This is a genomic window from Pseudidiomarina taiwanensis (assembly GCF_003987435.1).
In the GTDB taxonomy this organism is placed as follows: Bacteria; Pseudomonadota; Gammaproteobacteria; order Enterobacterales; family Alteromonadaceae; genus Pseudidiomarina; species Pseudidiomarina taiwanensis.
Window position 1 is genome coordinate 562,033 of sequence record NZ_PIQG01000001.1, and the last position, 18,459, is coordinate 580,491.

Below are 18,459 nucleotides of genomic sequence, written 5' to 3' on the forward strand. Positions count from 1 at the left end.
CTTGGTTAGTCTTTTTGCTCTTGCCAACTGTAGACATAGTCTTTGTTTTCAACGCTCGCACAAATTTCGCCCATTTCCAGTGCGTCACGTGTGTCTAACATCACTGCGATTTCATCGGTAAACTTCTTCTTGTACTCCATGCCCGCTTTAAACGCTTTTGGATGCGGACCATGGGTAAAACCAGCTGGATGGAAGGTTACCATGCCACGGTCGATATTATCGCGGCTGAAGAAGTCCCCTTCGTGATAGAACAGCACCTCATCATAATCATCGTTATTATGATAAAACGGCACTTTCAAAGCGCCTGGGTCAGACTCAATAGGGCGTGGTACGAAGGTACAGACCACAAAACGCTCCGCCACAAAGGTGGTGTGCGCTGATGGCGGTAAATGATAGCGATGACTCATCAATGGACGAATATCACGCCAATTAATCCGCACAGGGGCTAAATCGCCGTGCCAGCCTACTGCATCAAGAGGGTTGTACGGATAGGTAATGACCGATACTTGACCGTGTCGTTTTACCTCGACTTTCCAACTCTCTTCACTGTATTGCGCTTGAAATGCAGCATCGATTTCTGGCACATCCAAACACGCTGGATCAAAAATGGCGTGATTGCCAACCAGTCCTTTTTCAGGGAGCTGATAGCTGCCATTGGTCGCTTCAATCATCACCAATTGCATCGGCTCGATCGGCTCTAAACGCCATGTTGTAGAACGTGGAATACTGAAATAGTCGCCTTTTTCAAGGGTGATATGACCATAATCACAGTAAAGTTCGCCGCGCCCTTCGTGGACGAATAGCAACTCATCACCATCTGCGTTTCGAACTAAAAACTCCATTTTTTCTTGGCAATGCCAAATACGGAATTTACAGTGCGCGTTATGCAACAAGTTCGGCGCACGCCATGGTGAAATGGTTTGCGGATGCGTGAGTTTATTGAAGTCGAAGCAACGCGGACGTAAGTCCCCTTCCCACTCACTCCAACCCGTTGGAGCATGACGATGATGAAAGTGCGTCGCAGGACCAAAAAAGCCACTGCGACCGGCTTCACGTTCATAGACCGCTTGCTCCGGGAAGTCCGCGTGAGCCTGCTTTGAGCTCACGCCAGACTGCTTCGGAAAGCTAATCCATTTACGCATCAGTTAGTACTCCACGGCGAATTTGGTCTTCTTCGATCGATTCGAACAAGGCCTTAAAGTTACCTTCGCCGAAACCTTCGTTGCCCTTGCGTTGAATAATTTCAAAGAACACCGGACCAATCACAGTTTGGGTGAAGATTTGCAATAAAATACCATCTTTCATCGGCGCGCCATCAATCAGAATTTGTAGCTCACGTAATTGCTCAACGTCTTCTTCGTGGCCTTCGACACGCTCGTCAACCTTCTCGTAATAGGTATCCGGAGTTGGCATGAAATCCATACCGATCGCACGCAAATCGCGCACTGTTTTGTAGATGTCATCACTGGTCATAGCGATATGCTGAATCCCTTCACCATTGTACTCACGCAGGTATTCTTCGATCTGTGATTTGTCATCATGAGATTCGTTAATCGGAATCCGAATCTTGCCACATGGCGCGGTCATGGCGCGGCTTAACAGGCCAGTCAACTTGCCTTCTATGTCGAAATAACGAATCTCACGGAAGTTACCAATGCGCTCATAGAATCCAGCCCAGGTATCCATGTTGCCGCGGAACACGTTATGAGTGAGGTGATCCACTTCATAAAGACCTGCTGCATGGTCTTTCATCTTCTGTTCCCAGCCGTCATAAAAATCAAAATCTTGCTTGTATACTTCAAGATCTTGATAGTTATCGATAAAGTTCAAAACACTCGCGCCGATACCATAAACCGCTGGGTAATCAGCTTCACCAGCCGCGACGTCACGTTCAAATGCTTTTGCACCGTTGGCAAGGGCATGCTCAAAAGCATGTTTTGCATCAGCAACCCGCCATGCCATACCACAGACGCTCGGTCCGTGCTCACGCGCGAACTCTTCAGCTTGCCCACCTGGCTCTGCATTGATGATGAAGTTGATATCATTTTGCTTGAATAACCACGCTTGCTTGCGTTTATGTTTCGCAACCTCGGTAAATCCTAGCTTATCGAACAAATCTTTAAGGGCTGCAATTCCGTCCGCATCGGGAGCTGTGTACTCAACAAACTCAAAACCGTCAGTTTGGAGCGGGTTATATGAAATATCAGTCATCTTTGTTCCTCGTTGTAGAGTCATTAGGGTTGTTTGCTATGGCCCTAATCATAGTGCAAAAATCGAAAATTCCGATCTCAATGGCCGAAAAGACGCGGACTTTTGAGCAACGCACGACCTCCAACTTTCGTAAAGAAAGAATTACAGAGGCCGATAGCAGGTATATGACAGGGAGTTTTTCGTACTGAAATCGCTCCACTAAGGCGAAAAACTTGGTACGTTTACTTTACAGTTTCACTCGCAGCGGTACGTTTGCGCTGCTTACCGATCCCGTATTCACGCAGCTTGTTGGCGACGGCTGTGTGGGACAAGCCCAACTTGCGAGCGAGCTGCCGAGTACTTGGATAACTCGGATAGAGCCGCCGTAAAATGGTGGCTTCGAACTTCTTGACTGCCTCATCAAGGCTACTTTCTTCCAAATCAACAGCGAGACTTTCTTGCGCTGTTTGTAACTCTGGTAAGTGCAGATCTTGGCTATCTAAGCGGTCACCTTCGAGCATTGAAATCGAGCGAAATAGCACATTTTCGAGCTGACGAACGTTGCCAGGCCACTGATAACGTTGCAATTGCTCGCGTGTTTCCCGGGTCAATAACACCAAACTGCGGCCCAGTCGCTGGCATGCCTGCAGGGTAAAGTGTTCAGCAAGGATCGGAATATCCGTTTTACGTTCCCGCAAAGGCGGAACGGATAACGTCAATACATTCAACCGATAATAGAGATCCTCGCGAAAGCGCCCTGCTTCAACATGCTCGATCAAATCATTTTGTGCCGTACAGATGATCCGCACATCAACCGTCACTTCGGCTTCCTCGCCAATACGGCGAAACCGACCATCTTGAATAAAACGCAGTAATTTAGCTTGCAAACCGTTCGACATTTCTGAAACTGAATCGAGCAGGACGGTGCCGCCATTGGCTTGCTCAAAAATGCCCTTTTTTGCTTCGGTGTGCGGCGCAATACTGCCCTTGCCATGGCCGAATAATTCACTTTCGGCAACGTTATCCGGCAATGCTGCACAATTGATCGCGAGGAACGGCTTCTCTGCTCGTGCAGACGCTTGATGACAGGCCCGCGCCAGGAGCTCTTTACCGACTCCGGTTTCTCCTTGAATCAGTAAAGGCACGTTCAGCTCGGCCATCCGCGACGCTTCTTTCACTAGCCGCTTGAGCTGGCTATGTTCACCTAAAATTTGCGCAAAAGCGTCCTGCTGTTGAGTCCGTTGCCACTGGCTTGCTAAGGGTTGTGGCTTACAGGTAATAACCGCGCCGGCAAAGCTTGTTTGGCCAGAGTCATCAGCGATCCATACCGGTAGCATATCGGCAAAATATTTACTGCCGTGAATCGACACTTGTTCAACGGTCGCGTCTTTTGGACTCTTATCGAGCCAGCGCTGAATGTTAAAGCCACTCAAGTAATGCGAGAGCGGTTGTCCTTTGAGCTTATGCCGATGCTCAGCCAAAATAAGTTCAGCCGCATCATTGGCAATATCAATGATTCCTTTGTTATCAATCGATAAGACCGGATCAGGCAGTTTTGAAAGGAGCAAACCGTACTCATAGTGCTCACGCTCAGATGGCATGAAGGCGACGGTTTTGACGTCTTTTACATTGGGGATGCGACGGATTTCCGGCATCAAATGTTGAAAGTCAGAGAATTCTAATTCTGGAAAGTTGAGAAATATTTTACCTTTCGGATCGACTTCGATACCACGCAGATCGATTTCGTGATCCCGCAAAATTTGCAGGACATCCTGACATAAACCAAGGCGATCATCGCAGCTAATTTCTAGACGCATACTCAGCTTTACTCTTCGTTAGACTGTAAAGTTGAGTATACAAAAAACGCTTATTCAGATCACTCCAAATAAGCGTTTATTTAACGGATTTGGTCGCAAACTTTTATTCGCTATCGAGCACTGCGTCAGTTTTCGCGGCCATGATGAAGTCATTCTTGTGTAGACCATTAATCGCGTGGGTCCACCAAGTGACCGTTACTTTGCCCCACTCTGTCACCAAGGTTGGATGATGAAACGCTTCTTCGGCAACTTCGCCAACGCGGTTGGTGAATGCGAGTGCCAGCTTAAAGTTTTTAAATTTGAACACACGCTCAAGTTGCATCACACCATCTCGCACCACTGGGGTCCAGTCTGGAATTTCACGAATCAATTCAGCGAGTTCAGCATCCGTCACCTGGGGTGCATCAGCGTTACAGGCTTCACAAGTTTGCTGTTTTAGATCAGACATTTACTACGCTCCGTTACAATATTAAGCCGCAGGTTTCGGTGGAAACTTAGGTTCAAATAAGCCCAGTTCCATCGCTTCATGAACTAAGCTCATGATATCCAAGTCGGCGATTTCAAAAAGTTGTTCTGTGCTCTCAAGGGTGTAATAGATCGGCTGCATGATATCAATCCGATACGGCGTGCGCAGTGCATCAAGTGGGACCAAGGGTTTACGTTCAGCTTTGTCGCTATTGACCGCATATTCTGTCTCGCCAGGTGAAGACAAAATCCCGCCGCCATAAATGCGGATCCCATCCGCTGTTTGCAGCAATCCAAATTCAACGGTGAACCAATATAAACGAGCTAAATAGACCCGTTCCTTGGGGCTTGCGTTCAAGCCAAGTTGCCCGTATTTGTGGGTGAAATGAGCAAAGGCTGGGTTGGTTAACAGCGGACAGTGACCAAATATTTCGTGGAAGATATCTGGCTCTTGCAGGTAATCGAATTCTTCCCGCGTACGAATAAAAGTCGCCACTGGGAACTGTTTATTGGCTAATAACCGAAAGAACTCATCAAATGGGATTAAAGCCGGCACTTGTGCAACTTGCCAGCCCGTCTCTCGCTCTAACACTTGGTTAATTTCTGCTAATTGCGGAATTCTATCCTTGGGTAAATCAAGGAGCTCAAGGCCATGCATATATTCATCACAGGCTTTACCTGGAATGTGCTGCAGTTGCCGAGCAACGAGATCGTGCCAAATTTGATTTTCTTCAGCGCTCCAATGAATAACGCCCTGTTCATCTGGCTGTCGCGAAACGTACTTGCTCTGTTTAGCCATGAGATACAGTTTCCTCTTGTTGTGCTGTTGATTCTGTTAAACGTTGTAGACCAAATTCAAGATCAGCGATGATGTCATCGACTGCTTCTAAACCGACCGCGATTCGAATTAGGGTATCACTTATGCCCGCAGCGGCTCGCGCTTCTGGCGTGTATGGGGAATGCGTCATCGACGCCGGATGCTGAATCAGGGTTTCGGCATCACCTAAGCTCACGGCAATGGTTATCATCTGCAGCGCATCGATAAAGCGCTGCGCGGCAGCCATATCGCCAGCAAGCTCAAATGCAATCACCGCGCCTGGACCATGCATTTGGGTTCCCATTAACGCTTGCGCCGGGTGTTCTTTAAAGCCCGGATAATACACCTTGGCTACCGCTGGATGCTGAGCAAGATAAGCCGCCACTTGCTGGGCATTGCTTTGGTGCCGTTCCATGCGGATATCAAGGGTTTTCAAACCGCGTAAAATAAGCCACGCATCGTGCGGACTCATTGTTGCCCCCATATCCTTAAGGGTCGTCATTTTAATCAAGCCGATATCATCGGCGTTGCCGCAAATGATGCCTGCAACAACATCACCATGACCATTGAGGTATTTGGTTGCGCTATGGATCACAATATCAGCACCCTGTTCGCGTGGGCGCTGCAGCAGTGGTGTCATAAAGGTATTATCAACGACTAATCTTGCTCCGGCCGCCTTTGCGAGCTTGGCAACAGCGGCAATATCGATGACTTTCAAATGTGGATTAACCGGAGACTCCAGATAAAACAGCTTGGTTTTATCGGTCACTTTCGCTTGCACTGCGGCTAAATCAGAGAAGTCGACAAAATCAACAGTGATCCCAAACCGGGTAAATAAGTGCGAAAACAGCGCGAAACTGCAGCCATATAAGGCATCGGCAATGATAATATGGTCACCTTGCGAGACGAAAGCGAGCGTCGCTGCAGAGACAGCGCCCATGCCTGTGGCGCATGCTGCACCCGCCTCGTAACCTTCGAGCAAAGCAACCCGCTGCTCAAGCTCACAGGTCGTTGGGTTGCCCAGGCGAGAATAAATGTAACCCTCCTCCTCGCCCGCAAACCGACGCCCACCTTGTGCGGTATTCTCAAACGCAAAGGTTGCGGTTTGATAGAGTGGAGAGACCAGCGCTCCGTGTTCATTCGCTTGCTTCGCACCGTGAATTGCAACGGTCGCAGGCTGCCAATTATTGTTATGTTTGTGGCTTGCCATAGTCAGTTCCATGTTGTTCAGTTGCAGCAAGATTGCATTGCGAGCCGTGCCCACGCAAGTCCTAACTGTCCGCCAACATGGCAACAACTGTAACGCTAATTTTCCACCTTAACTTTGCCTTGGCGTTCAAATTTGGGCAGCACCCGTCCAAGTCGACTCAGGATACGTGGTTGGATATCACTAAGGCGCGCTGGCTGCTGCGTGTTAAAATGCAGCGGTCGACACAATGCCTGCGCCTGAATCCCGAGTCGTGCTGTCAAAATACCTGCGCCGAACCCTTGCCCAGCACGTAATGACAGACGCCCCATCAACTCGGTCCCAAGCAAGCTGGTGCCCATATCAATTGCCACTTCGGACATGGCGACTAAGGCCAAGTTACTGAGCACCTGGCGCCATAAGCGGATTCGACTCCAATAGCCCAGCTCGATACCATAAGCTTGCGCAATTGCTGTCACCAACTTTTGATTACGCCATGCCATGCCGGCCGCATCGAGCAATGCAACGGGGCTTAACGCAACAAATACCGCACTCTCGACCGCAGCGCGCGCGATGAGCTCCTGAACATCTTGGTCGACCCGCCGCAAAATCTCGCGCTCAAATAGCTGCTGTTGCTCGGCCGCACTCAGCTGCTGATGCTCAACACGATGCCAAACCACCCATAAATCTGGACGTCGCAATAGTTTGAGGCTTAGCGAGGCATTAAATGAGCTAGGGTCACGCTGCCACTGCTCGCGCCGCTGTTGCTGTTGTTTAAGTCGCTGCAGGCTCCGCAACTCGCGGCCAGCCCAGGTTAACCCGAGCGCCATTAACAGCAGTGCAAAAACGGCCCACGCCATACCAAGTAGCGTATTGTTTTGCCAGCTTTGATACAGCGTCCAAGCTAACTCAAATACGGCCAAAACCGCTGCTACGGCGAGCATCAACAACAGTACGGGACGCCCCTTTGACTTTGTTTTTCGCTCGCCGAGGCTTGCTTGCAGGATCTCGAGCTCTTGCTGCTGAGCAGTTGCCAGTGGCGTAAAGTCATCGTCCTTTTGAAATACGATATGTGCTTTCTTCATACTTCGTCTCGGGTGAGAAATTCAATAATTTGGTCCATCCGAATCGCCGCAAATGGGCGTTTCGAGACATCCGGCAGTGGCGTTAACTGCGGCAACGCAAGCGCCTGTTCAAACTGTGCGATTGAATCCGGCAAGTCGGCTAAATAAAACTGCACCCAATTCTCACCATCAAAGCCGCGCAGTAGCAATTGCTGCTGCTGATTTTGGCCAAGCTCAGTTACCCGCAACGACGCCATCGCAAAATATTCTCTGACAAAGGGCTCCTGCTCAAATTGCTCTACTGTAGCCTGCTCTACCAATTGCTGTAACCATTGCTGGACCAGCTGCTGCTGCTCAGGTAACAAGTAATCGGCCTTACTTGCGACGAATGCAACCCGGTCAATGTGCGGCTTAAACAGCCGCCGCAACCAATGGTTTTTGCCATACTGGAAAATCGGCATGAGTTGCTGCAAGGCTTGTTGCAGGTCAGCGAAAGCCGCAGGTCCGCGGGCCATTGCACCCAGGATATCGACCATCATGACTTGCCGATTAAAACTACGAAAGTGACGTTCATACATAGGCGCTACAAGCTCTTTTTTGTAGCGCTCAAAACGCTCCGATAACGCCTGATAAACTGGAGATTGGGGCTGCTGCTGCGCCTCCGGCCAAGGGAAGAAATCAAGAATCGGGGCCTGCGCATAAGCGCCAGGTAAAAGCGCCCGTCCAGGCTGTAACCAATACAAACCATGTTGATTACGAAGGCTTTGTAACATCTCTCGATACCTTGCCGCCTGGGTACGAATATAGTGTTCAATAAGCTCGTTATTGGGTGCAGTCGGGAGTGGCAGACAATCACTCTGCCAGGCTTTAAATTCAGCCTGTCGCGACGCTTGTTGGGATAATTCAAACTGCTGTTTAGACCATTGCTCGTAACTTAGGTTGAGCAACGGCAAATCAAGCAACCACTCACCCGGATAATCGAGGATATCAATAACCAAGCGTTTGCTTGAAATGATATTTTTCAGCAATCCCGATTGTCTTTTTAGATGAACCGTTAAGCGGATTTCGCTCATTTGTGTGGTTGACTCAGGCCAACACGGTTGTACTTGGGTTAACGCCTGCACTGCCTGCTCATAGTCAAACCGGGCAATCGTCCAATCGGGCTGCGGCGTGAATTCAACAGCAGTAATAGCCCCACGACTCGCTGCCTCCCAAAAACTCACCGGCAATTCACCAGCATGCTTAAAGTGGTCAATGAGGCTAGTGATAAAGGCTGTTTTGCCCGCACCGCTAAGACCGGTGACCGCAATCCGAATATGATGATCAAGGCCGCGATCGATTAGATCACGGCCTTGCTGTTGGGCTTTTAGAAGAAACGACTCGATTGTCATTACAGCTGCTTGAGCTCTCGATCCAAACGATACGCATTGGAGGTGACGTAACGCTCCATTTTTTGCAAGCGCACTTCTAAGTCTTGATACTCGCCACTGACTTCACGGAATGCGCCAGCAGGTGGCTCTCCGGCTTGCCAAATACGCTTCTTAATGGCGATATGCTCTTCTTCTTTAAGCTGTTCTTGCTCTGGCTTTTCATCCAAAATAAACCAGCCAGCGATATAAAGCACGATGACAAAACCTTGGCCAAATACCGCAGCGGTTACACAGATAATGCGTACTAACCAGGTTTCGATGCCAAAGTAATCAGCGATCCCTGCGCAAACTCCGGCAATTTTACCTTTCTTCTTATCACGCAGTAATTCACGTTTCTCTTTACTCATGAACGCTCCCTCCACTCAGGTGATTCAGCATCAAGGATCGCTTCGAGCGTCTTGATTCGTTCACGCATTTTTTCGCCTTGGCGCGCCAAGCTTTGCAAAGTAGCGAGATCCTCAGCAGACAAGCCCTCACTCATTTTACGCTTTGCTTTGTAATGCATGATGACCCAGATTGGCGCCACAAAAATCATGAACAAGATTAACGGCGCTACAATAATTGTTTCAAAGTCCATAGCTCAATTCCTTACTTGTCTGTCATCTCTTTCAAAATCTTACCGAGCCGAATTATTCAGCTTTGTTTTTCTTCATCCGCGCCCGCAATGCTTCAAGCTCGTCGTTCACTTTATCTTCTGATTCGAGCTCAGCAAACTCGTCACGCAGGGTCTTCTTACCCATGTCATAAGCTTCAACTTGAGATTCAATATCATCAATTTTTGACTCATAACGCGCAAACTTGATCATCGCATCATCAATTTTAGAACTATCGATGCTTTTTTTCACTTCAAGCCGAGTGCTGGCCGCGCGTTGGCGCATGATGATCGTTTTCTGACGCGCCTTGGCATCAGCAAGCTTCTCTTGCAACTGCGCGACTTCGTCATTAAGCCGCTCCAAATGTTCGGCAATTTTAGTCATCTCGTCTTGCACAGCTTGTTCTTGCTCAAGCACTTGATGACGCTCAGCAATGGCTAAGCGAGCCAAATCTTCGCGGTCCTTACTTAAAGCTAATTCAGCTTTGCTTTCCCAGTCTTGCGCAGCCTGTTGAAAACGCGCTGCCTGACGTTCGGCATCTTTCTTTTCCGCGATCAAACGGGCCGAAGTAGAACGCACCTCAACTAGAGTGTCTTCCATTTCTTGAATGATCAGGCGAACCATTTTTTCAGGGTCTTCAGCTTTATCTAGTAAAGCGTTTAAGTTGGCATTCACGATATCGGTAAAGCGTGTAAAAATACCCATAATTTTTTCCTCAACTCATTAAAATTTTGTCAATTTACACTGTCGCTAGTAATAGATGCACATACCATGCCAACTTTTCTTTTAAAGCGGATAATCCAGTAAAATCGGTGATTTAGTGCTTTTATTGGAAAAAACATTGACGCCCTGTCGTTAGCAATTACACTAATATTTAGTCGTTTTCACTAAATACAACAATTACAAAGAGTGGTCAGCGCATGAGTCGTTTTCGCGACGCCGATAATTTAATTGGCCAAGCCAATAGTTTCCTGAGCGTGCTCGAGCAAGTCTCGCAAATCGCACCACTCGATAAACCCGTTCTGATTATAGGTGAACGTGGCACGGGCAAAGAGCTGATTGCCGCGCGCTTACACTACCTTTCGAAACGCTGGGAACAAGCTTACGTTAAATTAAATTGTGCTGCATTAAGCGAATCCCTGCTTGAAAGCGAGTTATTCGGACACGAAGCCGGAGCGTTCACCGGCGCCTCGAAACGCCATGAAGGGCGCTTTGAACGAGCCGACAATGGCACTTTGTTTCTCGATGAACTGGCGAACACGTCAGCTTTGGTGCAAGAAAAAATCTTACGCGTGATTGAGTACGGTGAGTTTGAACGGGTTGGTGGCAGCCGCACCGTCAAAGTAGATACCCGTCTCATTGCGGCGACCAATGAGGATCTGCCGAGTCTTGCTGAGCAAGGTAAGTTTCGTGCCGACTTACTCGATCGCCTCGCCTTTGACGTAATCACCCTACCCCCTTTGCGTGAACGACGTGATGATATTTTGATCCTGGCGGAACATTTCGCCATCCAAATGGCACGCGAACTCGAATTTGAGTTATTTAGTGGTTTTACTGAACAAGCGAAACGAACCTTACTTGATTATCATTGGCCGGGTAATGTGCGGGAGTTAAAAAATGTAATAGAGCGTTCTGTGTATCGCTTGGGTGAAAGCCACAACCCTGTTCATGAGATTATCCTTGATCCATTTGCTAGCCCATACCGTCCAAAGCCTGCCGCGCATCGCCAGCAACCCACTGAAAATGACCACACCAGCAGCTCGACAGCAGCGCCAACTGAACCAACTGAACAACCAGTGACGACGGTAAGATTTAACGATGGTCCGTGTGACTTCAAAGAAGTCATTGCTGAGTTTGAAACCCGCTTGTTACAAGATGCGCTAAAGCATGCACAATTTAATCAGAAGAAAACCGCTGAGTTACTTGGTCTAAGCTACCATCAACTGCGGGGCTACCTGAAAAAGTATGCTTTACTTGAGGGGCCTAACTCGTGAGCCGTCTCCCGCTAGGACTAATGCTCATGATGACCGCATTCGTGCAAGGATGCAGCCCAGCGAGCCAACGTCCGGAGCCGTTGCAACAAGGCCTGATTTATTGCTCGGAGGGAAACCCTGAAAGTTTTAATCCGCAACTCGTCACTTCAGGGACCACCGTCGACGCGACTTCGGCGCAGCTTTATGACCGTTTGCTTGATTATGATCCCGAACGCCAAGAGTTTCTCCCAGGGTTAGCGAAAACTTGGCATGCACTCGATCAAGGGACCCGTTATCGCTTTGAACTGCGCCCCAATGTCGGCTTTCATCAGACGAATTGGTTTACCCCAACGCGTAACTTTAACGCTAAAGATGTGATCTTCAGCTTCGAACGGTGGCTCGATCCAACGCATCCGTATCATGCAATCGGTGGGGGGCGCTATCCCTTTTTTAGTTCCAGCGGTTTACGCTCGTTAATCAGCAAGATCGAACAAGTCGATGATTATACTGTTGATATCCACTTGCGCCGCGCAGATAGTTCGTTTCTAGCCAACCTAGCCACTGATTTTGCGATTATTCTCTCGGCTGAGTATGGTGCGCAATTATTACAGCAACAACAGCCCGAACAAATCGACCGCCAACCCGTAGGCACGGGGCCGTTCATTTTTGAGGAGTTCCGCAAAGATGCGGTAGTTCGTTATCGCCGTAATCAGGATTACTGGCGCCAAGCAGCCGCCATTGAGCAACTGGTTTTCTCGATCACACCCAATGCCAATAAACGGATGTTAAAATTACTCACCGGTGAATGTGATGTGATCCCCTACCCCCTGGTTGATGAATTACAGCAGTTGGCGGATACCAGTGAAATCAAGGTCACCAGTGCGATTAATCCAAGTGTCGCGTTTTGGGCCTTTAACACTGAACGTCCTCCTTTTAATCAGCCCTTGGTCCGCCGAGCACTAGCCCATGCCATTAACCGTAGCGCGATAATTGATGCGATTTATCAAGGTAATGCCCGCACCGCAACCGGGATGCTACCGGAGACATCCTGGGCCTATGCAGCTCAAGAAAGCGGCTATGTGTATGACCCTGAGCTTGCTCAGGAACTCCTCCAACAGGCTGGGTTCCCACAGGGCTTTAGCATGGACATCTGGGCCATGCCGGTACAACGCGCTTACAACCCCAATGCCCAACGGATGGCGGAGCTTATCCAAGCCGACCTTGCCCGCATTGGCGTGCAAGCTAATATCGTCAGCTATGAATGGAATGTCTTTCGGCAACGCTTAGCACAAGGGGAACATGATAGTGTGCTGATTGGCTGGGTGGCGGATAACGCAGATCCAGATAACTTTTTTCGGCCAGTCTTGAGTTGCGCCGCAAAACAAAGTGGTAATAATCGTGCGCGCTGGTGCGACCCTACGTTCGACCAATTACTGCTGCGGGCGATTAGTGAGGATAAGCGCTCGCAACGCACCGAGCTCTATCGCCAAATTGAACAATATGTGTTTACCCAAGCACCATTAATTCCAATCGCTAACTCGTTACGCTTCCAAGCCCAACGAACCGACGTCGAAGGCCTTACCCCACCCTCCTATGGTGGTCTCGACTTTCGCCAAGCACGTCGTCTAGAACAGGAGCCGCAGCAATGAGATATACCCTGCAGCGCCTGCTATTACTGCTGATTACTTTGGTACTGTTAAGCCTTTTTACTTTCTCGCTGAATTATTTTTTTCCTGGTGATGTCCTTACCAATATGACAGGTATTCGTGCAATCGATGCCAACCAGTACGCAAGCGTTGCACTTGAACGCGACATAAACGCCTCTTTCCCGCAACAATATATAACCTATCTCGGTCATATCTTGAGCGGACAATGGGGGCAATCTCTGATCACGCAAGAAGATGTATTTCAGACCATGACACCACTCCTTGGTGCATCACTGGAACTCATCGTATTAACGATGTTGCTCTCTATGCTTTTAGGGGCTCCATTGGGAATCTACGCAGCCTTAACTGAGGGCGGTAGCTTTGACCGCATCATTACCGGATTAGGGTTAAGTAGCTACTCGATTCCGGTATTTTGGTTGGCACAAATGCTGATCTTGTTCTTCGCAGTAAAGTTAGGCATCGCACCTATTTCAGGGCAAATTAACCCTCTTTATGATGTTCCAGTCACAAGCGGTGCGGTGCTTATTGATATTTGGCTCAATGATTATCCGTATCCTTATGCAGCGCTCCTCGATGCCCTAAATCATTTATGGCTGCCGATTATTGTGCTCTCGATTATGCCCATGACCATGCTGATAAGGATTACCCGTGGCGCCGTCCTCGATGTACTGCGGCAAAACTATATTCGCGCCGCGCGTGCACGTGGTTTGAAAGGATCGACGATTCTTACTCGGCATGTTCTGCCTAACGCCATGCAGCAAGTGGTGGGACAGTTAGGACTGCTATTTAGTTTATTGATGAGCAATATTATTATTGTTGAAGTTATTTTCAACTGGCCTGGTATTGGTAGCTGGCTGGTGAAGAGCATTTATGAGCGCGACTACCCCATCTTACAGGCAGGTGTGCTGGTATTCGCAACCCTCATCCTATTGGTCAATGTTGCCGTTGAGTTATTCCACGCATGGCGCTATCCGCAAGTAAGGAAAGAGCTTTATGCCGAATAACAGTATCTATTATCAACAACGCGAGCCCTCACCACTGCGCTCCATTTGGCTTTTGATGAGTAGCAACCCTTTTGTAGTCGTTGCATTTTGGGCATTAAGTATCATTTTCGTACTGATGCTGCTGTCCCCGCTGATCACCCCATATGATGCCAACCAGCAGTTTGCTGATGCTATCTTGCAACCCCCTTCGTGGCATAACGAAGGAGAGATTCGTTTTCTCTTCGGAACCGATGATCTTGGTCGTGATCTGCTCTCACGAATTATCGCAGGCTCGGTTTACAGCTTAGGTTATCCTCTTGTTGCCGTTGCCTTCGCTGCCCTGATAGGGATTGCCATCGGCGCTTGGGCAGGGCTCAGCTCTGGCATGCGCTCATCAGGCTTAAATCATATGCTTGATGTGATTCTTTCGATTCCGTCCTTACTGCTGGCATTGGTGATCATCGCGATTCTGGGACCATCCCTATTTAATGTCATGCTCGCCATTACGCTGGTGTTAATTCCGCAGTTTATCCACAGTGTACGCAATGCGATTCGAGATGAAATTCACAAAGACTATGTTACCGCATCCAAACTCAATGGCTGTTCAACCTGGTATTTGCTTACTCGGGTTATTTTCCCCAATATTACTGCGACTGTGGTGATGCAACTCACCTTCGCCCTATCCACGGCTATTTTGGATATTGCTGCACTTGGATTCCTTGGCTTAGGAGTTCAAGCACCGGCACCTGAATGGGGCACTATGTTGGCGCGCAGCTTAGACCAAGTTTATTTGTACCCTTGGACTATGGTATTGCCCGGATTAGCTCTTTTCATCACGATTTTAGCGATTAATGTCTTAGGTGATAATTTGCGTTTGTCTATCCAGAAGCGGGTTGAGCAATAATGAATATACTCGATATTCGCAATCTCACGATTGAACTCGATACCTCTGCAGGTCCAGTGAAAGTGATTGATAAACTAAGTTTACAACTCGCTGAAGGTGAAATTCATACGCTCGTGGGTGAATCTGGTTCAGGGAAAAGTCTGCTTGCCAAAGCTATCCTCGGCTTTATCAACCCACGCTGGAAAATTACCGCAGACCGACTCTGGTGGCGCCACTACGACTTACTCGGATTGAATCCAGCCCAACGGCGGATTGTAACCGGTCGCGATATGGCGATGATCTTTCAAAATCCAGGCAGCTATTTAGACCCCAATCACACCATTGGAGAACAACTCTCTGAAGCCATTCCAAGTGGCGAATTAAAAGGGTTTTATCTACGCCGCCGGACGGATAGAAAAGTCCGAGCAGAACGCTTATTGCACCGCGTTGGGATTAAACAAGCAAAAGAAATTATGCAGCGCTATCCCTATGAAATATCCGAAGGTTTAGCGCAAAAAATCAGTATTGCCATGGCGATTGCTCATAGCCCTAAATTATTAATTGCAGATGAGCCAACCACCGCGATGGAACCCTCAACTCGAGCGCAGATTTATCGCTTGCTTGGCAAGCTTAGTGCCAGCCAAGGGATGTCGATCCTGATGATTACCCAAGATTTAACCACTATGATCCCTAACAGTCAGCGCACTTCACTAGTGTACTGTGGGCAATTAATGGAAAGTGGCACGACTGAGCAGATCTTAAACAAACCAAGCCATCCCTATACCCAAGCGATGTTGGAAATGAGCCTGTTGGATCAATCCGTGGCACCTAAATCGCGCCTACCCACCCTGTCCGGCGCGATTCCAACATTACAAAACTTACCTATAGGTTGTCGTTTAGGACCCCGTTGTCCGCGCGCGCGCCGCGCTTGCATCCAAACCCCGCCAACAACCCGCAAAAAGCAACATAGCTTTGCTTGTCATTTTCCCCTAAGTGAGGATGAGTAAGATGACAAAGTTACTTGAAGTTGAACAACTTAGTAAGTCTTACCGGCACAAAACGGGGCTCTTTAGCGGGACCAAAATTGTCGCCCTGGAGCCTTTAAGTTTTTCGCTTGAACGCGGCGAGACGCTTGCCATTATGGGTGAGACAGGCTCAGGTAAATCAACTATCGCCCGACTTATCGCGGGTGCCGAAAAACCTAGCGGTGGTGAAATTCGGTTAAACGGCAAACCCTTGCAAGCGACGGATTACGCCGAGCGCTGTCGCAATATTCGAATGATTTTTCAAGATAGTCTGCGTTCCTTGAACCCGCAGATTACCGTAGGTAAGCAATTAAAAGAGGCCGTGCGCTTCAATACCAATTGGGATGCAGCAACCCAACAACAGCATGTGGTTGAAACTCTACGCAAGGTCGGCTTATTACCTGACCACTATCACTTTTATCCGCATATGCTCTCAAGTGGACAACAGCAACGGGTGTGTATTGCTCGTGCCATAGTGCTCGCGCCGCAAATCATCGTTGCTGATGAGGCATTCGTCTCATTGGATCCATCGATTAGAGCTCAAATTATTAACTTAATTCTAGATCTGCAGCAAGATATGGGTATTTCGTTCATTTTCGTCTCACATTCGACGGAGATCGTGAAACACGTTGCTGACAAGATATTAATAATGCATCGTGGTAAAATGATTGAATTCGGACCGACGCAGGTATTGGTCAATCATCCTAAAGAGACATATACGCGCCATTTATTGCAAACAGGCACGCTCTAGACCATGCCAAATTCGGCAAATTTTCTCACAATTAAGGAGTAACGCTTTGGAAACAGGTACGCTTATTTCATTAGCGCTCTATTTCATCGTGATGTTGGGCATAGGTTTGTATGCTTATCGTAAATCGACTGATGATGTCTCGGGCTATATGCTCGGTGGCCGACAACTTGGGCCGGCAGTAACCGCCCTCTCGGCTGGCGCATCAGATATGAGTGGCTGGATGCTGATGGGTTTACCCGGAGCCATCTATGTTTCAGGGGTATCGCAGGTTTGGATTGCGGTAGGGCTGGTGATTGGCGCCTACTTAAACTATATCGTTGTTGCCCCACGCTTACGCAGCTACACCGAAGTCGCCCATGACGCGATTACCATTCCTGATTTCTTTGCCAAGCGTTTTGATGACCGTGCTCGGTTACTGAGAATTTTCTCATCACTCGTCATCATCATCTTCTTTACTTTATACACCTCAGCAAGCTTGGTCGCTGGAGGAAAGCTCTTTGACAGTTCATTCGGGATGGACTACTCAACTGGACTCTGGGTCACCGCAGGAGTGGTCTGCGCCTACACCCTGTTCGGCGGCTTCCTCGCTGTCAGTATGACCGACTTTGTGCAGGGTTGTATTATGTTCGTAGCCCTCGTTCTAGTGCCGGTCGTTGCCATTTTTGACTTAGGTGGGATGAGCACAGTAAATGCAACAGTGAGCGCGATCAATCCAGATTTTCTCGATTTCTTCCGTGACGCGAGCAATCCCGATAGCTTAACAAACCAGCTGTCGTGGCTCGGAATCATCTCCCTACTCGCTTGGGGGTTAGGTTACTTTGGGCAACCGCATATCATCGTCCGCTTTATGGCAATCCGTTCGCTTGCCGACATTCCGGCCGCACGCCGTATCGGTATGACCTGGATGATTGTGGCAATTATCGGTGCCTTGGTCACAGGTTTTGTCGGGATCGCCTATGTCAGCGAGACCAAAATGACCCTGGGTGATGCAGAAACCATCTTTATCATTTTCTCGCAATACTTATTCCACCCACTTATCGGTGGTTTCCTGCTTGCGGCTATTCTCGCTGCCATCATGAGTACCATCTCGTCGCAGCTGTTGGTGACATCAAGTTCTCTGACAGAAGACTTTTATAAAGCATTCTTGCGTCGTGATGCGAGTGACAAGGAATTAGTCTTGGTTGGTCGTATTTCGGTGCTACTGGTTTCTTTGGTAGCCATCGCGCTAGCATGGGATCCACAAAATACGATTCTAAGCTTAGTTGCTAATGCTTGGGCAGGCTTTGGTGCAGCATTTGGACCGGTCATCATTTTCGCGCTGTTCTGGAAACGCATGAATCGCTACGGCGCGCTTGCCGGAATGATTGCCGGTGCGGCAACAGTGTTAATATGTATTTACGCTCCTATTCTTGCCGATGGTGCGACGATCAGTAGTGTTATTTACGAGATTATTCCGGGCTTTATTGCATCAAGCATTGCAGTTTGGGTGTTTAGCTTAATGACTGCTCCACCGGCTTCGGAGCTTACGGATAAGTTTGAAGAAATGGAACGGACCTTCGATCATATCTAAGTAAAAGCTTCTGCCAATAACAAAAAACCGCAGCTTAAGCTGCGG

The 18,459-nt window shown here is 48.6% G+C and carries 18 protein-coding genes; 7 read left to right on the plus strand and 11 right to left on the minus strand.

Annotated features, from left to right (window positions below; translation table 11 throughout):
* Positions 1-5: 5 nt before the first annotated feature.
* From CWI83_RS02645 to pspA, 11 genes are all read right to left on the minus strand, one after another.
* The gene (locus CWI83_RS02645; protein ID WP_126825323.1) at positions 6-1,142 is read right to left on the minus strand and encodes a homogentisate 1,2-dioxygenase; all 1,137 of its coding nucleotides are present in this window, start codon (positions 1,140-1,142) and stop codon (positions 6-8) included.
* Positions 1,135-2,211, minus strand: coding sequence for a 4-hydroxyphenylpyruvate dioxygenase (gene hppD / locus CWI83_RS02650; RefSeq protein ID WP_126825325.1), 1,077 nt, complete (start codon positions 2,209-2,211; stop codon positions 1,135-1,137). The genes CWI83_RS02645 and hppD overlap by 8 nt, the downstream gene beginning before the upstream one ends.
* 221 nt (positions 2,212-2,432) lie before the next feature.
* Entirely contained in the window at positions 2,433-4,007 is a 1,575-nt protein-coding gene (gene tyrR / locus CWI83_RS02655; protein ID WP_126825327.1) for a transcriptional regulator TyrR, read from the minus strand.
* A gap of 103 nt (positions 4,008-4,110) precedes the next feature.
* Positions 4,111-4,455, minus strand: coding sequence for a 4a-hydroxytetrahydrobiopterin dehydratase (locus tag CWI83_RS02660; RefSeq protein ID WP_126825330.1), 345 nt, complete (start codon positions 4,453-4,455; stop codon positions 4,111-4,113).
* A gap of 21 nt (positions 4,456-4,476) precedes the next feature.
* Positions 4,477-5,271 carry a phenylalanine 4-monooxygenase gene (gene phhA, locus CWI83_RS02665; RefSeq protein WP_126825333.1) on the minus strand — a complete coding sequence of 265 codons (795 nt, stop codon included), beginning with the start codon at positions 5,269-5,271 and terminating at the stop codon, positions 4,477-4,479.
* Positions 5,264-6,499 (minus strand): methionine gamma-lyase, encoded by a 1,236-nt coding sequence (gene megL / locus CWI83_RS02670; protein ID WP_126825334.1) that lies wholly within the window; start codon positions 6,497-6,499, stop codon positions 5,264-5,266. Before megL ends, phhA begins: the two co-directional genes overlap by 8 nt.
* Positions 6,500-6,594: 95 nt before the next feature.
* Complete coding sequence (locus CWI83_RS02675; RefSeq protein WP_126825337.1) at positions 6,595-7,560, minus strand: TIGR01620 family protein; 966 nt, start codon at positions 7,558-7,560, stop codon at positions 6,595-6,597.
* Positions 7,557-8,930 (minus strand): YcjX family protein, encoded by a 1,374-nt coding sequence (locus CWI83_RS02680; protein ID WP_126825340.1) that lies wholly within the window; start codon positions 8,928-8,930, stop codon positions 7,557-7,559. Before CWI83_RS02680 ends, CWI83_RS02675 begins: the two co-directional genes overlap by 4 nt.
* Positions 8,930-9,316 (minus strand): envelope stress response membrane protein PspC, encoded by a 387-nt coding sequence (gene pspC / locus CWI83_RS02685; protein WP_126825343.1) that lies wholly within the window; start codon positions 9,314-9,316, stop codon positions 8,930-8,932. Before pspC ends, CWI83_RS02680 begins: the two co-directional genes overlap by 1 nt.
* A complete protein-coding gene (pspB, locus tag CWI83_RS02690; protein WP_126825346.1) occupies positions 9,313-9,546 on the minus strand; it encodes an envelope stress response membrane protein PspB in 234 nt (77 codons plus the stop codon). The genes pspC and pspB overlap by 4 nt, the downstream gene beginning before the upstream one ends.
* Before the next feature lie 52 nt (positions 9,547-9,598).
* Positions 9,599-10,267 (minus strand): phage shock protein PspA, encoded by a 669-nt coding sequence (gene pspA / locus CWI83_RS02695; protein ID WP_126825349.1) that lies wholly within the window; start codon positions 10,265-10,267, stop codon positions 9,599-9,601.
* A gap of 215 nt (positions 10,268-10,482) precedes the next feature.
* Here pspA and pspF point away from each other — a divergent pair, with 215 nt between their 5' ends.
* The 7 genes from pspF to putP are packed head-to-tail and all read left to right on the plus strand — an operon-like array spanning position 10,483 to position 18,414.
* On the plus strand, positions 10,483-11,556 hold the full coding sequence (pspF, locus tag CWI83_RS02700) for a phage shock protein operon transcriptional activator (protein ID WP_126825352.1): 1,074 nt from the start codon (positions 10,483-10,485) through the stop codon (positions 11,554-11,556).
* A 26-nt stretch (positions 11,557-11,582) separates the two neighbouring features.
* A complete protein-coding gene (locus CWI83_RS02705) occupies positions 11,583-13,184 on the plus strand; it encodes an ABC transporter substrate-binding protein (protein ID WP_338053318.1) in 1,602 nt (533 codons plus the stop codon).
* Complete coding sequence (locus tag CWI83_RS02710; RefSeq protein ID WP_126825355.1) at positions 13,181-14,206, plus strand: ABC transporter permease; 1,026 nt, start codon at positions 13,181-13,183, stop codon at positions 14,204-14,206. Before CWI83_RS02705 ends, CWI83_RS02710 begins: the two co-directional genes overlap by 4 nt.
* Positions 14,196-15,089 (plus strand): ABC transporter permease subunit, encoded by an 894-nt coding sequence (locus tag CWI83_RS02715; protein ID WP_126825358.1) that lies wholly within the window; start codon positions 14,196-14,198, stop codon positions 15,087-15,089. The genes CWI83_RS02710 and CWI83_RS02715 overlap by 11 nt, the downstream gene beginning before the upstream one ends.
* Positions 15,089-16,075, plus strand: a complete 987-nt coding sequence (locus tag CWI83_RS02720) for an oligopeptide/dipeptide ABC transporter ATP-binding protein (RefSeq protein ID WP_126825361.1) — start codon at positions 15,089-15,091, stop codon at positions 16,073-16,075. The genes CWI83_RS02715 and CWI83_RS02720 overlap by 1 nt, the downstream gene beginning before the upstream one ends.
* Before the next feature lies 1 nt (position 16,076).
* Entirely contained in the window at positions 16,077-16,844 is a 768-nt protein-coding gene (locus tag CWI83_RS02725) for an ATP-binding cassette domain-containing protein (RefSeq protein WP_126825364.1), read from the plus strand.
* A gap of 46 nt (positions 16,845-16,890) precedes the next feature.
* Positions 16,891-18,414, plus strand: coding sequence for a sodium/proline symporter PutP (gene putP, locus CWI83_RS02730; protein WP_126825367.1), 1,524 nt, complete (start codon positions 16,891-16,893; stop codon positions 18,412-18,414).
* The last annotated feature ends 45 nt before the right edge of the window (positions 18,415-18,459 follow it).